This is a genomic window from Fructobacillus evanidus, from assembly GCF_963580165.1.
GTDB classification, from domain to species: Bacteria; Bacillota; Bacilli; order Lactobacillales; family Lactobacillaceae; genus Fructobacillus; species Fructobacillus evanidus.
In genome coordinates this window covers 36,545-57,226 of the sequence record NZ_CAUZLM010000005.1, presented here as the reverse complement: position 1 = coordinate 57,226, position 20,682 = coordinate 36,545, and the positions used below count along the sequence as shown (strand labels likewise).

At 45.9% G+C, this 20,682-nt stretch carries 16 protein-coding genes; 15 read left to right on the top strand and 1 reads right to left on the bottom strand.

The genetic code is table 11. The features are described from left to right. The first annotated feature begins 6 nt into the window (after positions 1-6). The gene (locus AABI08_RS04945) at positions 7-444 is read left to right on the top strand and encodes a hypothetical protein (protein WP_047974276.1); all 438 of its coding nucleotides are present in this window, start codon (positions 7-9) and stop codon (positions 442-444) included. Between the two features lie 79 nt (positions 445-523). Here the strand turns inward: AABI08_RS04945 and AABI08_RS04940 are convergent, their stop codons facing one another. Beyond that, a complete protein-coding gene (locus AABI08_RS04940; protein WP_338343997.1) occupies positions 524-1,516 on the bottom strand; it encodes a glycosyltransferase in 993 nt (330 codons plus the stop codon). 127 nt (positions 1,517-1,643) lie between these two features. Between AABI08_RS04940 and AABI08_RS04935 the strand changes: the two genes are divergently transcribed. The 14 genes from AABI08_RS04935 (at position 1,644) to cshA (ending at position 20,670) form a co-directional block, all read left to right on the top strand. Next, positions 1,644-3,092 (top strand): ABC transporter substrate-binding protein/permease, encoded by a 1,449-nt coding sequence (locus AABI08_RS04935; protein ID WP_338343998.1) that lies wholly within the window; start codon positions 1,644-1,646, stop codon positions 3,090-3,092. Further along, entirely contained in the window at positions 3,089-3,838 is a 750-nt protein-coding gene (locus AABI08_RS04930; protein ID WP_338343999.1) for an amino acid ABC transporter ATP-binding protein, read from the top strand. Before AABI08_RS04935 ends, AABI08_RS04930 begins: the two co-directional genes overlap by 4 nt. Positions 3,839-3,882: 44 nt before the next feature. Further along, the gene (locus AABI08_RS04925; RefSeq protein WP_338344050.1) at positions 3,883-5,328 is read left to right on the top strand and encodes an ABC transporter substrate-binding protein/permease; all 1,446 of its coding nucleotides are present in this window, start codon (positions 3,883-3,885) and stop codon (positions 5,326-5,328) included. A 53-nt stretch (positions 5,329-5,381) separates the two neighbouring features. Beyond that, a complete protein-coding gene (locus AABI08_RS04920; RefSeq protein WP_338344000.1) occupies positions 5,382-6,470 on the top strand; it encodes a competence protein CoiA in 1,089 nt (362 codons plus the stop codon). A 76-nt stretch (positions 6,471-6,546) separates the two neighbouring features. Continuing rightward, positions 6,547-8,340 carry an oligoendopeptidase F gene (pepF, locus tag AABI08_RS04915; protein ID WP_338344001.1) on the top strand — a complete coding sequence of 598 codons (1,794 nt, stop codon included), beginning with the start codon at positions 6,547-6,549 and terminating at the stop codon, positions 8,338-8,340. 19 nt (positions 8,341-8,359) lie between these two features. After that, positions 8,360-9,292: a phosphoglycerate dehydrogenase gene (locus AABI08_RS04910; protein ID WP_338344002.1), complete on the top strand. Its 933-nt coding sequence runs from the start codon at positions 8,360-8,362 to the stop codon at positions 9,290-9,292. A gap of 324 nt (positions 9,293-9,616) precedes the next feature. Continuing rightward, a complete protein-coding gene (gene pheS / locus AABI08_RS04905) occupies positions 9,617-10,666 on the top strand; it encodes a phenylalanine--tRNA ligase subunit alpha (protein WP_338344003.1) in 1,050 nt (349 codons plus the stop codon). 2 nt (positions 10,667-10,668) lie between these two features. Then, positions 10,669-13,125 carry a phenylalanine--tRNA ligase subunit beta gene (pheT, locus tag AABI08_RS04900; RefSeq protein WP_338344004.1) on the top strand — a complete coding sequence of 819 codons (2,457 nt, stop codon included), beginning with the start codon at positions 10,669-10,671 and terminating at the stop codon, positions 13,123-13,125. A gap of 69 nt (positions 13,126-13,194) precedes the next feature. After that, positions 13,195-14,481 carry a UDP-N-acetylglucosamine 1-carboxyvinyltransferase gene (locus AABI08_RS04895; RefSeq protein ID WP_338344005.1) on the top strand — a complete coding sequence of 429 codons (1,287 nt, stop codon included), beginning with the start codon at positions 13,195-13,197 and terminating at the stop codon, positions 14,479-14,481. An 87-nt stretch (positions 14,482-14,568) separates the two neighbouring features. Then, positions 14,569-14,829: a type B 50S ribosomal protein L31 gene (locus AABI08_RS04890; protein ID WP_047974287.1), complete on the top strand. Its 261-nt coding sequence runs from the start codon at positions 14,569-14,571 to the stop codon at positions 14,827-14,829. Positions 14,830-14,932: 103 nt separating this feature from the next. Continuing rightward, positions 14,933-16,321, top strand: a complete 1,389-nt coding sequence (gene rlmD / locus AABI08_RS04885; protein WP_338344006.1) for a 23S rRNA (uracil(1939)-C(5))-methyltransferase RlmD — start codon at positions 14,933-14,935, stop codon at positions 16,319-16,321. A 134-nt stretch (positions 16,322-16,455) separates the two neighbouring features. Then, positions 16,456-17,820, top strand: a complete 1,365-nt coding sequence (locus AABI08_RS04880; RefSeq protein ID WP_338344007.1) for a UDP-N-acetylmuramoyl-tripeptide--D-alanyl-D-alanine ligase — start codon at positions 16,456-16,458, stop codon at positions 17,818-17,820. Then, positions 17,813-18,991: a serine hydrolase domain-containing protein gene (locus tag AABI08_RS04875; protein ID WP_338344008.1), complete on the top strand. Its 1,179-nt coding sequence runs from the start codon at positions 17,813-17,815 to the stop codon at positions 18,989-18,991. The genes AABI08_RS04880 and AABI08_RS04875 overlap by 8 nt, the downstream gene beginning before the upstream one ends. 128 nt (positions 18,992-19,119) lie before the next feature. Further along, complete coding sequence (gene cshA, locus AABI08_RS04870) at positions 19,120-20,670, top strand: degradosome RNA helicase CshA (protein WP_338344009.1); 1,551 nt, start codon at positions 19,120-19,122, stop codon at positions 20,668-20,670. The last annotated feature ends 12 nt before the right edge of the window (positions 20,671-20,682 follow it).

The following is a 20,682-nucleotide window of genomic DNA, read 5'->3' as shown; positions in this document are numbered from 1 at the left end:
AGCATAGTGGCAAAATTTAACCCCAAGCAATTACAGTATTATCTCCAAGCACTCCAGGATGTCTTAACGAAGACACAGGAGACAGCTGACCACGTTTCACCATTTTTCGTCAAATTAGATTCAGCTAAGCAAGAATCAGCAGTTGCTGACATGCCCAAGGCTGATTTTGCCGAAGTAAAGGCGGAATTTGATGATGCTGTGGCTGTTTACCAAGAAAACGCCAAGACTTTAGCCGCCTTGACTGTACCCGTTCGTTTTATGGGTGCCCACAAGACGTTGGCAAAAGCCTACCAAGATTATGCTGATGCAACAGCCATGATGGCTGATGCATTAATTCTTGACGGCCAAAAGGTTGATGACGAGAAGTTCGCACAATCTGAAGCTGACCAGGAAACTTACTTGAACAAGGTTCAAGCTCAAGTTGCTAAAATCTTTGGTGTATAAAAAGAGCACCGTGAATGACCAAGTAAAATTGGCCGCTTCGCGGTGCTTTTTCTATGTGCGAATGTCAGTTAGCTAGTCTCTATTGGAAGAAATCAGTTACGGCTTTGAGCGTTTGTTTAGTAAAGAACCCTTCGCTGACCTGTTCTCGCAGTGGCAAGAGGTTAGCCTGCCAGCTTTGATACTGGTCGGCAGTCATGGTTTTCATCAAATCTTCTAGTTCGGCTAAATCGTTGATGGTGAAACCGATTTGATAACGGTCAATCAACCGGCCAATATGGCTTTTTTGCCAAGCAATGAGCGGGAGCCCGGCCTTGAGATAGAGGCTCGCCTTGTGTGGGGCATTGATTTTCGTGTAGCTTTGATAGTGGAGAGTATCAAAATCGCTATCCCAGAGCAAACCAAAGCCGGCGCCCAAATGGTTTTGAATGTCGTCGGGCTCGAAGTTGCCAGCCCACTCGATGTCTGCAGGCGCTTGCCAGTCACGCCACTTCTTGGGTCGATTACCAAACAGTTTTAGCGCCTGTCCCTGGTAATTTTGTAGCCAGGGGGCTTTTTGCCAAGTACCGGCATAATTTAGAATTTTTTGATAGCTAGCGAGGGGTGGATTGGGGCCCAAATAGTCAAAAAGAGGTTGAACAATTGTTCTTTGAGTAACACCCATTTTTGCTAAGGCTTGGCTCATTGCCTCTGAATGGGTGATAATGAGGTCGGCCTTTTGTGCTAATGCAAACTCCGTCGGGTTAGCTTTTGTTACTCGGAATGGTTCGAAGTCGTGAATTAATAAGACATAATTAGCTTTTTTGTCTTTAATAGCTGCCAACCAATCGGCTTCAAAATCAGCACTCATGTAAGTTGGGAATTGATGGATCACGGTATCGCCTGGTACAATCAGCTTGAGTGCCTCCTCGATGCGCTTTTGACGTTCGGTTTCTGAGAAACGCTGATCGTTGTAACGTTCAAGAGGGAGGTGAGAGAAACCGCTTGCTTGAGCGATTTTGGCATAGTCGTCCTTGGCCTTTAAAGCGCCCTTGGGCATCCATGGTTCGATTGTTTGGCTAATCCAATTGGTCATGAAGTCTATTATAGCAGACTCCATTCACTCTTTCGGACTAGACCACTAACGTAATAAAAACTAACATTGTCAGTAAATGCCCTGTTAGTTTTTGATATAATAGGCACATTATGAAAAAGAGGTTATTATGAAAAAAGTACTAATGACTTTGGTGACTGCAGTGGCAGCCTTCCTGGCCTTTGGTGTGGCAAGCCAAAAGCCAGCTTCGGCCAGCGAACCCCACTACATTATCGCCACGGATGCTACTTATGCACCCTTTGATTTCCAAGATAAGAACAACAAGTACGTTGGAATTGACCAAGACATCTTGGCCACCATTGCCAAGCGTGAAGGATTTACATATGAATTAAAGCCAATGTCCTTCAACGCCGCTACTCAGGCCGTTGCTTCTGACCAGGCCGATGGGGTGATTGCTGGGATGTCAATTACTGACGCCCGTCGTCAGGTCTTTGATTTTTCAACGCCTTATTACCGTAGTGGAATTGGTTGGGCAACTGCCAAGGATTCAAAGATTAAGTCTTTGTCTGATTTGAAGGGCAAGACGGTTGCTTTGAAGACTGGAACTGCCGGTGCACAGTACGCCGAATCAATCCAATCAAAGTATGGTTTCAAGATTACTTACTTCTCTGATTCCGATACTTCATACCGTGATGTGATTAACGGGAACACGGCCGCTACGTTCGGTGACCTTCCTGTTTTGCAGTATGCCGTTAAGAACGGTACGGAATTGAAGGTTCAAAATCCAAAGGATCCATTTAATGCTGGTGACTATGGCTTTGCCGTTAAGAAGGGTGCTAACGCTTCCTTGTTGGCTGCCTTTGACAAGGGCTTTGCTGCCATCAAGAAGGATGGTACTTACGACAAGATTGTCAACAAGTACTTGGATGCGAAGGCATCAACCTTTACTGGTTCAGCTTCTGACAACAACTCCGTCTTTGGTATCTTGCGTTCAAACTCATCAGCTTTCTGGACAGGTTTGAAGGAAACACTTTACTTGACGATTGTTGGAATTGTCCTGGCAACTATCTGGGGCTTGCTCTTGGGTGTCATGGGTGTGGCAAAGTCAAAGTTTTTGCGTGGTTTGTCAACAACGATTATCTACATCTTCCGTGGAATGCCAATGATGGTTTTGGCCTTCTTTATCTACATCGGTTTGCCTGGTGTGATTGGCGTGAAGATTCCTGCCTTTACGGCCGGCGTTTTGACACTGATTTTAAATGAAGGTGCTTATACCGGTGCCTTTGTTCGTGGTGGTTTCAATTCTGTTGATGCTGGTCAAATGGAAGCTGCGCGTTCATTGGGACTTTCTCATTCAAAGGCCATGCGGAAGGTGATTATTCCGCAAGGTTTGAAGTTAATGATTCCAAGTTTTATTAACCAATTTATTATTACCTTGAAGGACACGTCAATCTTGTCTGCTATTGGTATTTTGGAATTGACACAGACTGGTACGTTGATTGTTACTCGGAATTCACAGGGATTCCGTGTCTGGGCAATTATCGCTGTGATATACTTAATTGTAATTACGTTACTTACATGGTTGAGTAACTGGGTTGAAAAAAGGACACGAGCATGAGTGAAGAAAAGCAAGTGAAAGTACACGTAGACAAGGTTAACAAGTCATATGGCGATAACCACGTTTTGCGTGACATCTCTTTGGACGTGATGGCCAACGAAGTTGTTGTTATGATTGGGCCTTCTGGTTCAGGAAAGTCAACCTTCTTGCGGATGTTAAATCAGTTGGAAATGCCAAACTCTGGTTTGGTTGAAGTTGATGGCTATGACATCTCTGATCCAAAGACTGATATTAATAAGGTTCGCGAAAACATCGGAATGGTGTTCCAGAACTTTAACCTCTTTAACAACTACACTGTTTTGCAAAACATTACTTTGGCACCTGTTCAATTGGGCAAGATGACAAAGGAAGAAGCAGACAAGCGTGGTAAGGAATTGTTAGAAACTGTTGGCCTGTCAGATAAGGCTGACAAATCAGTTAATTCATTGTCAGGTGGACAAAAGCAGCGTGTTGCTATTGCCCGTGCCTTGGCAATGGACCCAGACATCATGCTTTTTGATGAACCAACATCAGCCTTGGATCCAGAAATGGTTGGCGATGTGTTGGATGTTATGAAGGATTTGGCGAAGTCAGGAATGACGATGATTATCGTTACCCACGAAATGGGCTTTGCCAAGCAAGTGGCTGACCGGGTTGTCTTCTTCGAATCTGGTAAGATTCAAGAATCTGGTACGCCTGAAGAAGTGTTTAATGCACCAAAGAATGAACGTTTGCAAACCTTCTTGTCAAAGGTGATGCAAGCCTAAGGGTAACTAATCGTTAACACGAAAAGATAGGAAGAATGAATACAATGGTCAACCAACGAGTAAAGCCGATTTTGGTGGCGCTAACGCTTTTCTTGGGGCTCTTTGCCTTTGGAACGAAGGCAAGTGCTGCTGAACCCAATTATGTCATCTCAACGGATGCAACTTACGCACCCTTTGATTTCCAAGACAAAAATAATGAGTACGTCGGTATTGACCAAGATATTTTGAAGGAAGTGGCCAAGAGAAACCACTTCACCTATACATTGAAGCCAATGTCCTTTAACGCTGCCGCTCAAATGGTTGCTAACGGCCAGGCAGATGGTATCATTGCTGGAATGGCCATCACGGACGAGCGGAAGCAAGTCTATGATGTTTCGGATCCTTACTATAAGACTGGTGTTGCTTGGATTACTAAAAAGGGCTCCAAGATTAAGTCATTATCCGAATTAAAGGGGAAGACGGTTGCCTTGAAGTCTGGAACGGCCGCCTCGAACTATGGTTTGTCCTTGCAAAAGAAGTACGGCTTTAAGGTTAAGTACTTCAACGATACGGACACGATGTATAACGACGTTGTCAATGGTAACAGTGCTGCTACCTTTGAAGATATGCCCGTTATCCAGTACGCCATTAAAAACGGCTTAGATTTGGAAGTTAAGAATCCAAATAACCCTGGTAACGCCGGTGGTTATGGCTTCTTCGTTAAGAAGGGCCAAAACCCACAGCTGATTGCTGATTTTAACAAGACCTTGAAGGAAATGAAGGCCGATGGTTCTTATCAAAAGATTGTTGATAAGTATTTGAAATCAGACCAGAAGAACTTTACTGGTTCAGCTTCTGATAACAACTCTACTTGGGGTATCTTGCGTTCAAACAAGAAAGCCTTCTTTGATGGCTTAGTTCAAACGATTGAGTTGACTGTTACCGGCATTATCTTGGCTTCTCTTTGGGGCTTGTTGCTTGGTTTGATGGGTGTGGTTAAGTCAAAGTTCTTGCGTGGATTATCCACAACGATTATTTACGCCTTCCGTGGTTTGCCACTGATGGTCTTGGCCTTCTTCATTTATATTGGTTTGCCAGGTGTGATTGGAACGAAGATTCCTGCCTTTACGGCCGGTTTGTTGACACTGATTTTGAATGAGGGTGCTTATACTGGAGCCTTTGTTCGTGGTGGTTTTGAAGCCGTTGACCGAGGACAGATGGAAGCGGCTCGTTCATTGGGATTGCCTTATGGTAAGGCAATGTCCAAGGTCGTCGTTCCACAAGGTTTGAAGATTATGGTGCCATCGTTTGTTAACCAATTCATTATTACCTTGAAGGACACGTCAATCTTGTCTGCCATCGGAATTTTGGAATTGACACAAACGGGAACATTGATTGTTGCTCGTAACTCACAAGGATTCCGTGTTTGGGCCATTATCGGTCTGATTTACATGATTGTGATTACGCTGTTGACTTGGTTCTCAAACTGGTTAAAGAAGCGTTTAGATTAATTAAAAATGATTTTAAAGGGTTCTCTCGTCTAACTGACTGAGAGGCCCTTTTTATGTTACTTGCAATTAATTCATCCAACCAATACTGCTTTGCCAATTTGGCTAACCGAGAGGAAAGTTACCGGTGTCCAGCCTGCAAAGAGTCAGTCGTCCTTCGACACGGTCAACAAAATGTAGCCCACTTTGCCCACCAGGTGCAGGCGAGCTGCCATTCTTTTACAGAAGGTGAAACAATCGATCATCTTTTGGGTAAGATGGCACTCTATCGGTCTTTTGCAAAAGATTATCAGGTAGTAGTGGAACCCGTTTTAGGTCAAATTAGTCAGCGTCCTGATTTGTTGGTTAAACGACCACAGGGTCCTGATTTGGCAATTGAATACCAATGCTCACCAATTGGTCGAAAACGGCTGCAGGAGCGTAATCAGGGACTGAAAAGTCTTGGATTAGAGGTGCTGTGGGTTTTGGGGCCGGCTTACTATCAGCGGCGTTTATCAGGCGAGCTCATCTGTCGGTTTCTCTACTGCGGCCGACTATTTTTTTATGTACCCAAGCAGAAACGCTTTGATACCCGCTTTAATTTTTCTAAGACGGACTTTCACAAGTTACATTACCAAAATCAGATTGGTTTTCCGGCGATTTTATCTAGCTTAGCTAATGGTGCTGAGGATGATCACGACAAGCCTCTAGGAATGCGGTCAGCTAGCCAACCAGTCCTTTATCAGACAAAGTTGGTCAATCCGACCAGTAACCTGGCTCAGCACTTACTCTACCAGCGAACAAAGCTGACCTTGCTGATGGTTCAGGGTCGGGTCAACATTGACATGATTAACTATCTTTATGAACGAGGGCAGCGGCTCGACCAGATTCCGGACTGGTGCTTATTGGGGCAAGTTTTTGGCCTAGCAGTGCCAAATTGGTATTTCCGTTTAGTTCTTGTCTTATTATTAGAAAAAGTTGGGCTTAATCATTGGATCTTTGAGAAGAGCCTGAGTGCCCGGTTAAGGCAGTATTTTTACCCCAGTTTTCAGGAACCAGAAAAAATCGTGAAAGCGACTTATACTGATTTGGCAGTAAGTGGGGTTATCTGCTTACAGGACAACAAAATTCTAGTGATAAAGCTCCTGCAATTTGTCGCAGATTAAGATTGCTATGTTAAAATGAGTAAAATATCAGAAAAAGGGGGGCCTGAAGCAAGCCAATGCCTTGGGCAACAACTACATGGGACAAATCACACGACAAGAAGTGCCAACGGAACTGACTTGGGATTTAACCACGGTCTTTGCAGATGACCAGGCCTTTGAAGAAGCGGTTGCCGCTTTGAAGGCTAGCCTGGCTGACTTAGACCAATATGTCGGTCACCTTGGCGATTCTGCCCAGACCCTGTTGGCCGGTTTGGAAACGGATCTCCAAATCGAACGGTCATTTGAAAAGATTTACGTTTATGCCAATCAAAAATATGATGAGGATACGGCCAACAATCACTATGCCGGTGTTTATGCGCAGGCTCAAGATTTGTTAGCTGCTGTGAGCCAAGCAACCGCCTTCTTTCAACCAGAAGTTTTGGCGATTGATGAAAAGACTTTGGCCACTTATCTCGACGACCAAGCGCTGGTGCCTTACCGTCATTTCTTTGATGTCTTACTTTCAGAAAAGGCCCACACACTACCTGCCGACCAGGAGGCTTTGTTAGCGGGGGCTTCAACCGTTTTGTCATCGGCTGAACAAACTTTCTCAGCCCTCGACAACGCCGATATGGACTTTGGTGACGTTGTCACGGAAAATGGTGAAGTCGAAGAATTGACGAACGGTCTCTATGGTGTGATGCTGCGGTCTAAGAACCAGCCAACGCGTCAACAGGCCTTTACGACCCTCTACGACGCTTATATGGCATTGAAGAATACCTTTGCTTCAACTCTATCTTCAACAGTTAAGAAGCATAATTTCTTGGCGAAAACGCGCCATTATCAATCTGCTAAGGAAGCAGCCGTACTGTCAAATCAGATTCCAACGGCCGTTTATGATACCTTGACGGACCGTGTTGAAAAGAACTTGCCACTCTTGCATCGCTATGTTTCCTTGCGTAAGGAAGTCTTGGGCTTGGAAGAAGTTCACTCATACGATTTGTATGTTTCTTTGACGGACGATGTGGACTTGCCTGTTACCTATGAGGATGCCAAAGCAATCGCCTTAAAGGCCTTAGCACCACTTGGCGAAGACTACTTGGACGTTGTTAAGAAGGCCTTTGCTGAGCGCTGGATTGACGTCGTTGAAAACAAAGGTAAGCGGTCAGGGGCTTATTCTGGTGGGGCATATGATACCAACCCTTATATCTTGCTGAACTGGCAGGATACGTTTGATAACGTCTATACCTTGGTCCATGAAATGGGTCACACTGTTCATTCTTATTTAACTCGCCACAACCAGCCCTACCACTATGGTGATTATCCAATCTTTTTGGCCGAAATTGCTTCAACAACCAATGAAGCTCTCTTGACGGACTACCTTTTGAAGATCTATGATAATCCTAAGGTTCAAGCTTACGTTTTGAACCAATACTTAGACGGCTTTAAGGGTACGGTCTTTCGTCAGACGGAATTTGCCGACTTTGAAGCTTGGATTCATGACCAAGACGCTGCTGGTCAGCCATTGACAGCTGAAGCGATGGCCGACTACTATGGCGAGCTCGATTCAAAGTTCTATGGTCCTGATTTGACCAAGGACCCAGAAATTGCTTACGAATGGTCACGAATTCCACACTTCTACTACAATTTCTATGTTTACCAGTACGCTACTGGTGAAGCGGCCGCCACAACACTGGCCCAAAACATTTTGGAAAAGGGTGAAGCGGAACGCTATAAGGACTATTTGAAGGCCGGCAACTCGGCTAGTCCATTAGAAGTGATTGCCAAGGCTGGTGTTAATATGACAGAAGGCGCATACTTAGATCAAGCCTTTGCCGTCTTTGAAGACCGGTTAAATCAGCTTGAAGCACTACTTGGTCAGGCAAAGTAAGAAGGGAGTTTCGATAATTATGGCGAAAGTTTTAGTATTTGATGGGATTGATGAAAACGCTCTTGCTCCATTGAAGCGAGCAGGGTTGGAAATCGTTTCAAACCCACAGGCAACATCAGAGGATTTTGCCAGTGATGATGAGGTTATTGGTATCATCTTGATGATGTATCCAGTTGACGGAGCAGTCATGGACCGCTTCCCAAATTTGAAGGTTATCGCTCGTCATGGTGTTGGCTATGACAACGTTGACTTGCAGGCTGCTAGTCAACGTGGAATTGCCGTCACGAACACACCAGGTGCGAATGCCGGTGCAGTCGCGGAAACAGCGATTACGTTGATGCTGATGGCCGGCCGTCTGTTTGAAGCCAGCCACGACAGCATTACGGATAAGAAGCTAGCCGACTATATGGTCGGCAAGAGTGGCCAGCAAGTTTCTGGCAAGATTGTTGGAATTCTTGGTTTTGGTCATATTGGACAAGAAATTGCCAAATTATTGACTGGCTTTGGGGTTCACGTTTTGGCCTATGCGCGTCATGACCACGATGTACCCAATGGTCGGATGGCTGACCTTGATGAAATCTTCCAACAGGCTGATTTTGTTGTTTCGGCCTTGCCAGCAACACCAAGCACGACAGGTTTGATTGACCAAAAGGCCTTTGACAGAATGAAGTCAAGCACGGTGGTGGTCAACGTTGGTCGTGGCCCAGTGATTGATGAGACCGCTATGATTGCTAGTTTGAAGTCTGGTAAGATTGCTGCTGCAGGATTGGATGTGGTCGACCAAGAGCCAATTAGTCCGGACAACGAATTGTTGTCCCTACCAAATGCCTTTGTCTTGCCACACGTGGCAGCGCACTCAAAGGAAGCAGACTTTGAAGTCGCTAAGACGGCTGCTAAGAATGTCTTAGCAGTTTTCGAGGGCAAGCCTGCTGAAGACCAAGTTAACGATTAGACTAATAGGATTTTTTAAAAACGTCGAGCCAAAAAAACAGGCTAGGCGGTTTTCCTGATTTTTGTTATACTAGAGGTACGATGAAGGACCTAGTAGGGGTCAGCCAGTAGCAAAGCGAACGGTGTCTAGTGTAAGACCGTCTGCTGGTGCCTCGAATTTCAGTCTGGAGACTTTGGCCTAACAGTCAACGGTAAGCCACCGATACCGGCCAAGAGTGCTGGCCTTTTGGTCAGAAACTGGGTGGTACCGCGGAAGTTCTCTTACGTCCCTTATGTTGTGTGAACAACATAGGGGACTTTTTTATTGGGAAAAAGAGGAAGATGAATGACATTAATTGATGAATTACAGGCAATCGCCAAGCAAGCTGAGGCTGATTTGGCAGCAAAGGGAGCCGACTTGGAACAAGTCCGGGTGGCTTACCTCGGTAAGAAGGGGAAAATCACGACGGTTTTGAAGTCGATGAAGGACCTTTCAATCGATGAAAAGAAGGCTGTCGGTCAGGTGGGCAATCAGGTCCGCCAACAAATCCAAGATAGCTTAGCAGCCATGAAAGCCGTTCAAGAAAAGGCGGCCATGGATGCCAAATTGCAGGCGGAAACGCTTGATGTAACCTTGCCGGGAACAAAGCCCAAGTTAGGTAACCGTCATGTATTGCAACAAATCATGGATGAAATCGAAAGCCATTTTTTGGGATTGGGCTATCAAGTGATTGATGACCCAATCGATTCACCCGAAGTGGAAACGGATGAATACAACTTTGAACGGGAAAACCTGCCAAAGGATCATCCAGCCCGTGATATGCAGGATACTTTCTATGTGACGCCAGAAATTTTGCTGCGAACGCAGACATCACCAGTTCAATCACGCGCTTTGGAAAAGCATGATTTTTCTAAGGGGCCATTGAAGATGATTGCACCAGGGAAGGTTTACCGGCGGGATACCGACGATGCCACGCACTCACACCAATTCCACCAAGTGGAAGGTTTGGTCGTTGGTAAGAACATTACCATGGCTGATTTAAAGGGAACGTTGTTGTCGATTATGCAGGAGCTTTTCGGTGAAAAGCACCAAATTCGCCTGCGTCCATCTTACTTCCCCTTTACGGAACCTTCTGTCGAAGTTGACGTTTCTTGGAACGAAGTGACGGAAGACACCAAGCCAGAAGATATCCGTTGGATTGAAGTTTTGGGAGCGGGGATGACCCATCCGAACGTCTTGAAGATGGATGGCGTTGATCCAGAAGAATACTCGGCCTTTGCCTTTGGCTTGGGTCCTGACCGTTTTGCCATGCTGAAGTATGGCGTGGAAGATATTCGTCAATTCTACTTAAACGATGTCCGGTTCTTGGATCAATTTAATAAGCGGGGGAACTAATCATGAAGACCAACTTAAAATGGTTAAACGAATACTTACAGCCAGGGCTTGATTTGAGCGAGCAGGCTGTCTTGGATTTGGCACAGCAAATTGAATTGACCAGTGTGGAACTGGAATCCGTTGGAACGGCTGCTGCCAAGCAGTCAGGTCTCGTGGTTGTCCGAGTCGATTCGGTTGTGCCCCATCCAGATTCTGATCACATGGTGATCACGCAGGTTTTTGATGGTCAAGAGACAATCCAGGTTGTGACCGGTGCACCAAACGTGGCTGAAGGGCAGTTAGTGGTCTTGGCCCGTGTTGGGGCTCAGATTATCGACCGTGAAAGCGGTGACTTGGTGACCATCAAGGAGGCCCAACTTCGTGGGGAAACCTCTTATGGAATGCTGGTTGCCCTGCAAGAAATCGGCTTAGCTGATGCTGTGGCACCACAGGACTTTGAGGAAGGCATTCACGTCTTCACAGAAGAAGATGGTGCTCAGCCAGGGGATGATGCACTCGCAGTCTTGGGTCTTAAGGATCCGATGATTGATACTGATTTGACCCCGAACCGGGCTGACCTGTTGTCAATGCGGGGGATGGCCTATGAATTGGCTGCCATGACTGACCAGAAGGTGATGCTGCCACAGACAACGGTTTTGAGTGATCAATCCGAGTCGAATGCGGTGGTGACGGTTACCGGAAACGCTGATTTGGCAACGGGGTATGCAGTCCGTGTCTTGGGTCAAGTTAAAAACGACCCATCACCTCTTTGGTTGCAAAGCCGCCTGTGGAATGCCGGTTTCAAGCCAGAAAACAAGATTGCTGATTTGGCCAACTATTGGCTCTTACTGACGGGGCAACCTTTGTACGTCTATGATTTGGATAAATTAGCCACGATGCAACTGGAAGTTCGTTTGGCAAAAGAAGGCGAAACTTTGCCTCAGGGTGAAGAAGAGGCAATGGCTCTCCGTGCTGACCAAGATATTGTGGTTGCAGCCGGTGATCAAATTTTGTCTTTGGCAGGAATTGCCACGAACCCAGCGGTTGCTGTGACGGCTGATACGACCAAGGTGGTTGTTGAGGCTGGTCAGTTTAACCCAAGCCTCTTGCGGCAAAGTGCTCGCCGCCATACGTTACGGTCAGAGTCCTCTTTCCGTTTTGAACGGGGAATTGACTTGGATCAAACCCTTGAAGTCCTTGATCAAGTGGCTGCCGAGATGGCCATGCTGACTAAGGGGAAGATTGTTGTTGGTTTGAGCAAGTTTGGCTTTGCTTACCGGGCACCAGAGACGATTGCTATCAGTCGTGACCGTATCAATCAAATTTTGGGAACGGATTTGTCAGTGGCGACGATTTCTGCTATCTTCACTCGTTTGGCTTTGCCAATCGATGAAAACGATGGGCAATACTTAGTGACTATTCCGGGTCGCCGAACTGATTTGAATATTCCAGCCGATTTGATCGAAGAGGTTGGCCGTCTGTATGGTTATGACAACCTGCCAACGGCCTTGGTTGAAGGACAGAGCACGCCGGGTGATTTGACACCACGGCAAAAGAAAATTCGCGCTAGTCGAGAAATTATGGAAAGTCTCGGCTTTGACCAGGCCATTTCCTATGCCCTGACAACTCCTGAAAAGGCAACGGCCTTCAATTTGGACCAGAATCGTGATGTGGTGGTCTTGGATTACCCAATGTCATCAGATCGGACGACGATTCGACAAAACCTTTTGTCCGGTCTGTTGGATGATGTGGCCTATAACGTTGCCCGGTCCGTTAAGGACATTGCTTTATATGAGCAAGGACGAATTTTCTTGGCCCAGGGCGAAAATGTTCAGCCGGAAGAGCGCGAACACCTAGCCGGTGTCTTGGTCGGGAATGTGGCTGAATCAAGCTGGCAAACGGGTGAAAAAGATGAAGTTGCTGATTTCTACGATATCAAGGGCCGTTTAGAGGCATATTTGCAGACGATTGGCCTTGATTCAAATGCAGTGCGCTTTGAGCAAAGTGGACAACACGAAGCCATGCACCCGGGACAGACGGCGGATGTCTATCTTGGCTCCACTTACCTTGGTTTTGTTGGCCAAATTCATCCAGCAGTTTTGGCGAATGCCAAGTTGCCCGCAGTCTTTGCCTTTGAAATTGACCTGGAAGTGGTCATTGAGCATTCACAGGCACCAGTTGCTTATCAACCGGTTTCAAAGTACCCACAAATCAGTCGTGATTTGGCCGTCTTAGTTGATGACAGTATCGACCAACAACAGGTCTTTGATGTGATTAAAGAAAATGGTGGGTACTACCTTCAAAACGTGACTTTCTTTGACTTGTACACGGGTCAGGGATTACCAGCTGGTAAGAAGTCATTGGCTTATCAGTTGACTTATCAAGATAAGACCGACACCTTAGTTGAATCAGTTGTCACGGATGCCTTTGAAAAGATGACGGCAACTTTGACGGCAGAATTAGGTGCGGAAATCCGCTGATTTTGATTGTCTTGTTGTAACAAAAACGATATAATTAGGGTAAAACCACAAGCAAGTAGGATAGCCCTTATGGCAAAAATTATTATTAACGGTGGCCACAAGATTTCAGGTGCGGTGACCATTGGCGGAGCCAAGAACTCGACGGTTGCATTAATTCCAGCCGCAATTCTGGCCGACACGCCAGTCAACTTTGACAATGTTCCACAAATTTTAGATGTTAAAAACTTACAGTATATTCTCGCTGCGATGAACGTTCGTTCTAATTTCGAAAATGGTGATCTTTCGATTGATCCAACCACGATTACGGAATCCGAATTGCCTTCAACGGCCATTAAATCATTGCGTGCCTCTTATTACTTTATGGGGGCATTGCTTGGTCGTTTTGGTCGAGCAACGGTGACCTTCCCTGGTGGTGATAACCTTGGATCACGACCAATTGACCAGCACATCAAGGGCTTTGAAGCTCTTGGTGCAACGGTGACTGAAGTCGGTGACCTCATTACCCTTGATGCGACTGCGCATGGTTTAACTGGGGCACGAGTGACCTTGGACACGGTTTCAGTTGGTGCGACAGTTAATATTATTTTAGCTGCGGTAAAGGCTAAGGGACAAACCATTATTGAAAACGTCGCCAAGGAACCAGAAATCATCGATATTGCGACCTTCTTGAACAACATGGGCGCCAATATCCGCGGTGCTGGAACCGATACGATTCGCATTACAGGTGTCGATCGTTTGGAAGCACGCAATACCCACACGATTATTCCTGACCGGATTGAGGCTGGCACATACATGTCCATGGCCGCTGCCTTTGGTGACGGAGTGACGATTAAAAACGTTATTCCGGAACATTTGGAGTCCTATACTTCAAAGTTGTTGGAAATGGGCGTCGACATGCAAATCGGTGAAGACTCCGTTTATATCGGGCCAAGCCATGATTTGAAGCCTGTTTCAATCAAGACGATGCCATACCCTGGTTTTGCGACTGATTTACAGCAACCAATCACACCACTTTTGTTTTTAGCTAGTGGTGAAAGTACGATTGTTGAAACCATTTATCCAAAGCGGAATAAGCATATTGCTGAATTGCGACGGATGGGGGCGGAGTTATCGTCATTGAACCCAGGTGAAATCAAGGTCAACCATTCCGAGCGTTTGGTTGGAGCGACTGTGGAAGCAGCCGAGATTCGCGCAGGAGCAGCTTTGGTGATTGCCGGCATTATGGCCGACGGCCAAACCGTGATTGAAAATGCTACACACATCCTGCGAGGATACGACCGCTTAGCTGATAAATTAGCTTCGCTGGGCGTTGATTTAAAAATCGAGGGTGTTGATTTAATCAACTTGATGCCTTAACCTTGCATGGATAATATCCCTGTGATAGAATAGTTAAGTTAATAACTGACTCTGATTTAATAAAATCAGGGCGCTAAGGAGATACTCATGAAAAAAGAAATCCATCCAGATTACCGTCCAGTTGTCTTTATTGATGCCGCAACTGGTAAGAAGTTCTTGTCAGCATCTGTTGTTGCAACTGACACAACTACTGATTTTGAAGGTCAAGAATATCCATCAGTACGTATGGAAATCACTTCAGATTCACACCCATTCTACACTGGTAAGCAGAAGTTTACTCAAGCTGATGGTGCGGTTGACAAGTTTAACAAGAAGTTTGCTAACTTCGGCTTCAAGAACAACGACTAAGTTGTTGTATAAAAACGCTCACCTCGGTGGGCGTTTTTTCTTGGCTTGTGGAAAAAGAATTTGTTTGCAGTGAGTTATCACCAAGCAAAGTGCTGGAGGCATGATGGCAAAGACAATCGTACCCGTTAAATTACATGAAAAATTGACGGTCACTATCAAAGAGATTCGCCAAAATGGGATGGGGATGGCCTTTTTAAAGGATCGGCCGGATTATCCGATTTATTTAGCTGATGCCATGCTGGGTGAAGAAGTTCAGATTGAAATTATCCAGGTGGATAAGTATTCCGCCTACGGTAAAATTTTGGCCTGGGTCCAAGAGAGTACTGGCCGGAAAAATCAGAATCGACAATATTTGATTGAAGCTGGGACAGCTCCCCTGGTTAACTGGGCTTATGAAAATCAGAAAGATTTTAAGCAACAAATTGTGCAAAAAAACTTTCACGATGCTGACCTGAAAGTAACCGTTGCTGATCCGATTACGATGGACACAACGCCAACTTACTATCGCAATAAAACGGTCGTTCCCCTTAAGTGGCAGGATGGGCAGTTATTGTCTGGTTTTTACCAACGGGGCAGCCATCATTTGGTACCGATGGAAGACTATTACGTCAATGATGCTCGAGTAGATGAAGTGATTGTGATTGTCCGTGAGATTCTGGCTAAACGGGGCGTCTCTGCCTATGATCCGGACCAAGAAGAGGGAGCCATCCGTTATGTGATGGTGCGCCGGGGTTATTATAGCCAGCAGTTAATGGTGGTTTTGGTGACCAACGAAAAAAACTTGCCCGATGAGGCGGGACTCGTGGCTGAAATCGTGCAAGCATTGCCTGATTTGACATCCTTAATCTTGAACTTTGCACCTAAAAAAGACTATGTCCAATTGAGCGCCAACAACCGGGTTCTCTTTGGCCAGGCAACGATTGAGGATACACTACTTGGGAAAAAATTCTTAATTGGTCCAAATTCCTTCTACCAAGTTAATCCAGTGATGACGGAAAAGCTTTATCAGAAGGCAGCCGACTTGGCTGATTTGAAGCCAACGGATGTTGTTGTGGATGCATATGCCGGGATTGGAACAATCGGAATTTCAGTCGCTGACCGCGTCAAGGAAGTGATTGGTGTCGAGGTTGTACCCGGAGCGGTGCTGGATGCTAAGAAGAATTTGGCGTTAAATCAGATTGAAAATGCCAGTTATATTGAGCGCGATGCTCCTGACCAGTTTGAGGATTGGCAAAACCAAGGGATTCGACCAGACGTCGTCTTTGTTGATCCACCACGCCGGGGGTTGACGCCAAAGTTAATTGAAAAGACGGCTGAAATGGGACCTGACCGCGTGGTCTACGTTTCTTGTAATCCCGTGACCGCCGCCCGTGATGTTGCCCTGTTTAAGGACTTGGGTTACGAGGTCAAGGGACCGGTTGTTCCGGTGGACCAATTCCCTCAGACTGCTCACATCGAGACGATTACCGTCTTACAAAAGCGCGAAAACTAAGTACTATTGAAATCAGATGCTGGCTGTTTACAAGACATTAAAATTAAGCGTTATTGAAATCAGATGCTGGTCTCTTAAAAATCAACAAGATCAAGTGCCACCTAAATTTTTACTAAACAAGGAAATCAATTGCTATGAACCTTTCGTTACAAACAATCGCACAAGCAACTAAGGGAACCCTGCAAGGACCGGCCAATCAAACTGTGACGGGTGTTGCCTTCGATTCTCGCCAGGTCAAGGGTGGCGACCTCTTTGTCGCCTTAGTTGGTGAACAAGATGGCCATGATTATATTGATCAGGCACTGAAAAATGGTGCGACTGGTGTTTTAGCGCAGACACAGCATGTCATTGATGGGGCTGTCCCAGCGGTGGTTGTTGACGATACCTTGGCGGGCTTGCAGGAATTAGCGAAGTTTTATCTGCAAACGGTTCAGCCAAAGGTCGTTGCTATTACCGGTTCGAATGGAAAAACGACAACCAAGGATATGGTTGCCGCGGTTTTGGCCACGAAGTATCAAACTTTTAAGACACCAGCTAATTTTAATAATGAAATTGGCCTGCCGGTCACCATTTTGACGATGCCGGAGGCGACTGAGGTCTTAGTCTTGGAGATGGGCATGGACCGTCCGGGTCAGCTGACGGCTTTGTCGACGCTGGCTCAACCTGATTTGGCCGTCATTACCATGATTGGTGAGGCTCATCTTGAATTCTTTAAAACACGAGCCAACATTGCCAAGGCCAAGTTGGAAATTATTGCTGGCTTAAAGCCGGATGGGGAGTTGTTGATTCCAAAAGATGAACCACTCTTGCAGGATGCCAAAGGTTTGCCAGCCAATACGGTTAGTTTTGGACCGGAACCAAATGACTGTGTTGAAACGCTACAGGAAACAAAATTTAGCGATCAGGGCCAAGAATTTGCAATTCCGCTGCTGGGCCGTTATAATGTTAGGAATGCCTTGGCGGCAATTCGTGTTGGCCAAGCTTTCGATTTGGACCTCCAGACGATTGCTTCAGCCTTGAAAAATTTTGCGTTAACGAAAAACCGCACCCAGTTGCTGACAGCAACCAATGGGGCAATGGTCATTTCGGATGTTTATAACGCCAATCCAACAGCGACCAAAGAAGTTTTGGAGGCGTTGGCAAAGGATCATACTGAAAATTTGGTCTTAGTTCTTGGCGACATGCTTGAACTTGGTGAAGCGGCACCGGCCCTTCATGCCGATTTGAAAGAAGCTGTTTTGCAGTCACAACCAAAAGCGGTTTATCTGGTTGGTTCTCTTATGGTGGAAAACCTAGGACCGGCGTTAAAAGAAGCGTTGGCATCTGATCAAGTTCATTTATATCAAACTGACCAGCTGGAAACGCTTATAGCTGATTTGACCAAAAAACTTGATTCAAATGACTGTGTCTTCTTGAAGGCCAGTCATGGTATCCACTTGGAAAAAGTGGTAGACCATTTGGTCGATAATCGAGACAAGCAGGGAGGTGTCCATGCTTAAACGTGTCGATCTTTTCCCAGCAAAAGTAAAATCACTGTGGTTTAGGGATCATTGGCTGGCTTTGTTAACAATTACCTTGATTATTCTTTTTATTGGGGGAGCAATTGGCTTAGCAAAGTTAACCAAGGCTAGTCCGCAGACAATTTTGCCTGCAGAAAAAACATTTTCGGCTGACAATGTCAAAAATCTAAAAAAGGACCTTAGTCCGCAAAATCAGACTGCTGAAGAAATTGATCAGAAACTAAAAAATGAAAATTTTACCGGAACAGCTTTAGTCGTTAAGAATGGCAAGATTATTTTAAACCAGGGTTATGGTTTTTCTAATTATAGTAAGCAGTGGCATAATAATGCCCAAACGGTTTACCATATTGCTTCTTCCGCTAAGTTTTTGACGGCCGTTTTAGTCGGTCAGGCGGTTTCTGAAAAGAAGCTTTCCTATGATGACCACCTCAGCCAGTTTTATCCAAACATTGCCAATGCTGATCAGATTTCGATTCGAGACCTGTTGACAATGACCTCTTCTTTGCAGCAAAAGTTGCAACCAACGACCTTTACTTCTGACCAAGATAATGCCCAATTCTCGGCGGATAATACTGAGACTACTGGGGCAACCATTGGAAATGGCTCCGGCTGGTCATATCAGCCGGTTAATTATCGGTTGCTGGCTGGTATTTTAATGAAAATTTCAGGCCAGTCCTTTGACAAAATGGTTAAAGACTACTATAACAAGCAGTACAAGCTCGGAATTGATGATTATGCACGGTTTGCAGAAGATGATAAGGCTGCCTTGGGTTATCAAGAAGACACTACTAGCCCAACGGGTGTCACTAAGGTGGAAAATGAGCGAGAAACCGGAACAGGGAACCTCGCAATGTCTGCTGGTATGCTTTACCGAACTTATTGGCTCTTCTTCCACGGTGATTTCTTCAAGAATCCAATGGACCTCTTAGTCCAGCACTTGCCGGCTCATTATGTCGCCGGGCTTTATCGTTATGGCAATCTTTACACCTCTCATGGGATTTTCAATGGTTTTGAACCATCCGTTGTATTAGGCAAGAGTAGCCAAGATGCTGTCATCTTATTGGCAAATCAGTACTACCATGGCCATAGCTTTGAAGGCCTCTCACATGAACTATATGAAAAGTTAACAGGAGCGAAGGTTCCTTCCTAAACACTAGTCAGCCCAGCTAGACTATAAACTGCTTGGCGTATTTTTGACGTGCTGGTGGCACGTTACGATGGAAACGACTCAGAAATGGGTCAGGGCGCGCTGAACCAGTGCGCAAAAAGGAGATAATTTTGAAGTTTAATGAACTCGGCTTGTCACAAGCCATTTTGCAGTCAATCGAAGCCCACGGCTACGTTGAAGCAACCCCCATCCAAGAAAAGACAATTCCTTTGACCTTAGCAGGTAAGGATGTTATCGGCCAGGCCCAAACAGGAACTGGTAAGACAGCCGCCTTTGGTTTGCCAATCTTGGAAAACATCGACTTGAATGATCAAAACATCCAAGCCGTTATCATCTCACCTACACGAGAATTAGCCATCCAAACTGCCGAAGAATTGAAGAAGCTTGGTTCTGACAAATCAGTCAACGTCCAAGTGGTCTTCGGTGGTGCCGATATTCGCCCACAAATTAAGGGCTTGAAGTCACACCCACAAATTTTAGTTGGAACTCCTGGTCGTTTGTTAGACCATATTAACCGTAAGACTGCCAAGCTTGGCGGTGTTAAGACATTGGTTTTGGATGAAGCCGATGAAATGTTGAACATGGGCTTCTTGGATGACATTGAAGCCATCATCGCTCAGGTTCCTGACCACCGTCAGACACTGTTGTTCTCTGCAACGATGCCTGAAGCTATCAAGCGAATCGGGATGAAGTTTATGACTAATCCTGAATACATCCAAATCAAGGCCAAGCAATTGACAACTGATTTGGTTGACCAATACTTCATTCGTGTTCGTCACGAAGAAAAGTTTGATGCCTTGACTCGAACAATTGATATCCAAGAGCCATTCTTAGGCATTGTCTTTGGTCGGACAAAGCGTCGAGTAGAAGAATTGGCTCGTGGTTTGGAAGCTCGTGGTTACCGTGCCGCTGGTTTGCACGGTGATTTGACGCAACAAATGCGTTCACGTGTTTTGGACCAATTTAAGGCCCATGAAATCAACCTCTTGGTTGCAACCGATGTTGCTGCTCGTGGTTTGGATGTTAAGGACGTGAGTCACGTTTATAACTTCGATATTCCACAAGATCCAGAATCATATGTTCACCGTATCGGCCGTACTGGTCGTGCCGGTGCCGAAGGTGTTTCAGTAACTTTGGTTGCGCCAAATGAAATGGATTACTTGCGTGCTGTTGAAGAATTGACGAAGAAGCGCATGACGCCATTGCAACCAGCAACGTTGAAGGAAGCTCGGATTGGTCGGATTAACGGTGCCATTGACACTGCAGCCGCAACCATCAAGGGCTTGAACCCAGCTGAATTGCAAGAACAAGTTAACCAAATGACGTCACAATTCACAGCCGAGCAATTGGCTGCTGGTTTGTTGGCTGCTGTGGCTGGCTTGGATAAGCAAAATGCACCAGTTGTCTTGTCACGCGAACGTCCTTTGCCTCGCCGTAAGGGTGGTTCATCATCACGTCGCGGTGGTTACCGTGGCGGCAACCGTCGTTCAAATGGTAACGGTGGTGGCTACCGTGGCAATGGCGGCGGTCGTCGTAATGGTAATGGTGGTGGCTACCGTGGTGGTAACCGTTCACATTCTGAAAACCGCGATAACCGTGGTGGCCATCAAGGTGGTGGCAACCGCCGTCGCCGTGACTTTACCGTCCGCGAAAAAGACTAAATTAGATACATT

What these genes read in the sequence shown, in the direction of transcription:
- AABI08_RS04940 (WP_338343997.1), bottom strand. Translation starts at nt 1,516, where the DNA reads ATGACCAATTGGATTAGCCAAACAATCGAACCATGGATGCCCAAGGGC.
- AABI08_RS04935 (WP_338343998.1), top strand. Translation starts at nt 1,644, where the DNA reads ATGAAAAAAGTACTAATGACTTTGGTGACTGCAGTGGCAGCCTTCCTG.
- AABI08_RS04930 (WP_338343999.1), top strand. Translation starts at nt 3,089, where the DNA reads ATGAGTGAAGAAAAGCAAGTGAAAGTACACGTAGACAAGGTTAACAAG.
- AABI08_RS04925 (WP_338344050.1), top strand. Translation starts at nt 3,883, where the DNA reads ATGGTCAACCAACGAGTAAAGCCGATTTTGGTGGCGCTAACGCTTTTC.
- AABI08_RS04920 (WP_338344000.1), top strand. Translation starts at nt 5,382, where the DNA reads ATGTTACTTGCAATTAATTCATCCAACCAATACTGCTTTGCCAATTTG.
- pepF (WP_338344001.1), top strand. Translation starts at nt 6,547, where the DNA reads ATGGGACAAATCACACGACAAGAAGTGCCAACGGAACTGACTTGGGAT.
- AABI08_RS04910 (WP_338344002.1), top strand. Translation starts at nt 8,360, where the DNA reads ATGGCGAAAGTTTTAGTATTTGATGGGATTGATGAAAACGCTCTTGCT.
- pheS (WP_338344003.1), top strand. Translation starts at nt 9,617, where the DNA reads ATGACATTAATTGATGAATTACAGGCAATCGCCAAGCAAGCTGAGGCT.
- pheT (WP_338344004.1), top strand. Translation starts at nt 10,669, where the DNA reads ATGAAGACCAACTTAAAATGGTTAAACGAATACTTACAGCCAGGGCTT.
- AABI08_RS04895 (WP_338344005.1), top strand. Translation starts at nt 13,195, where the DNA reads ATGGCAAAAATTATTATTAACGGTGGCCACAAGATTTCAGGTGCGGTG.
- AABI08_RS04890 (WP_047974287.1), top strand. Translation starts at nt 14,569, where the DNA reads ATGAAAAAAGAAATCCATCCAGATTACCGTCCAGTTGTCTTTATTGAT.
- rlmD (WP_338344006.1), top strand. Translation starts at nt 14,933, where the DNA reads ATGGCAAAGACAATCGTACCCGTTAAATTACATGAAAAATTGACGGTC.
- AABI08_RS04880 (WP_338344007.1), top strand. Translation starts at nt 16,456, where the DNA reads ATGAACCTTTCGTTACAAACAATCGCACAAGCAACTAAGGGAACCCTG.
- AABI08_RS04875 (WP_338344008.1), top strand. Translation starts at nt 17,813, where the DNA reads ATGCTTAAACGTGTCGATCTTTTCCCAGCAAAAGTAAAATCACTGTGG.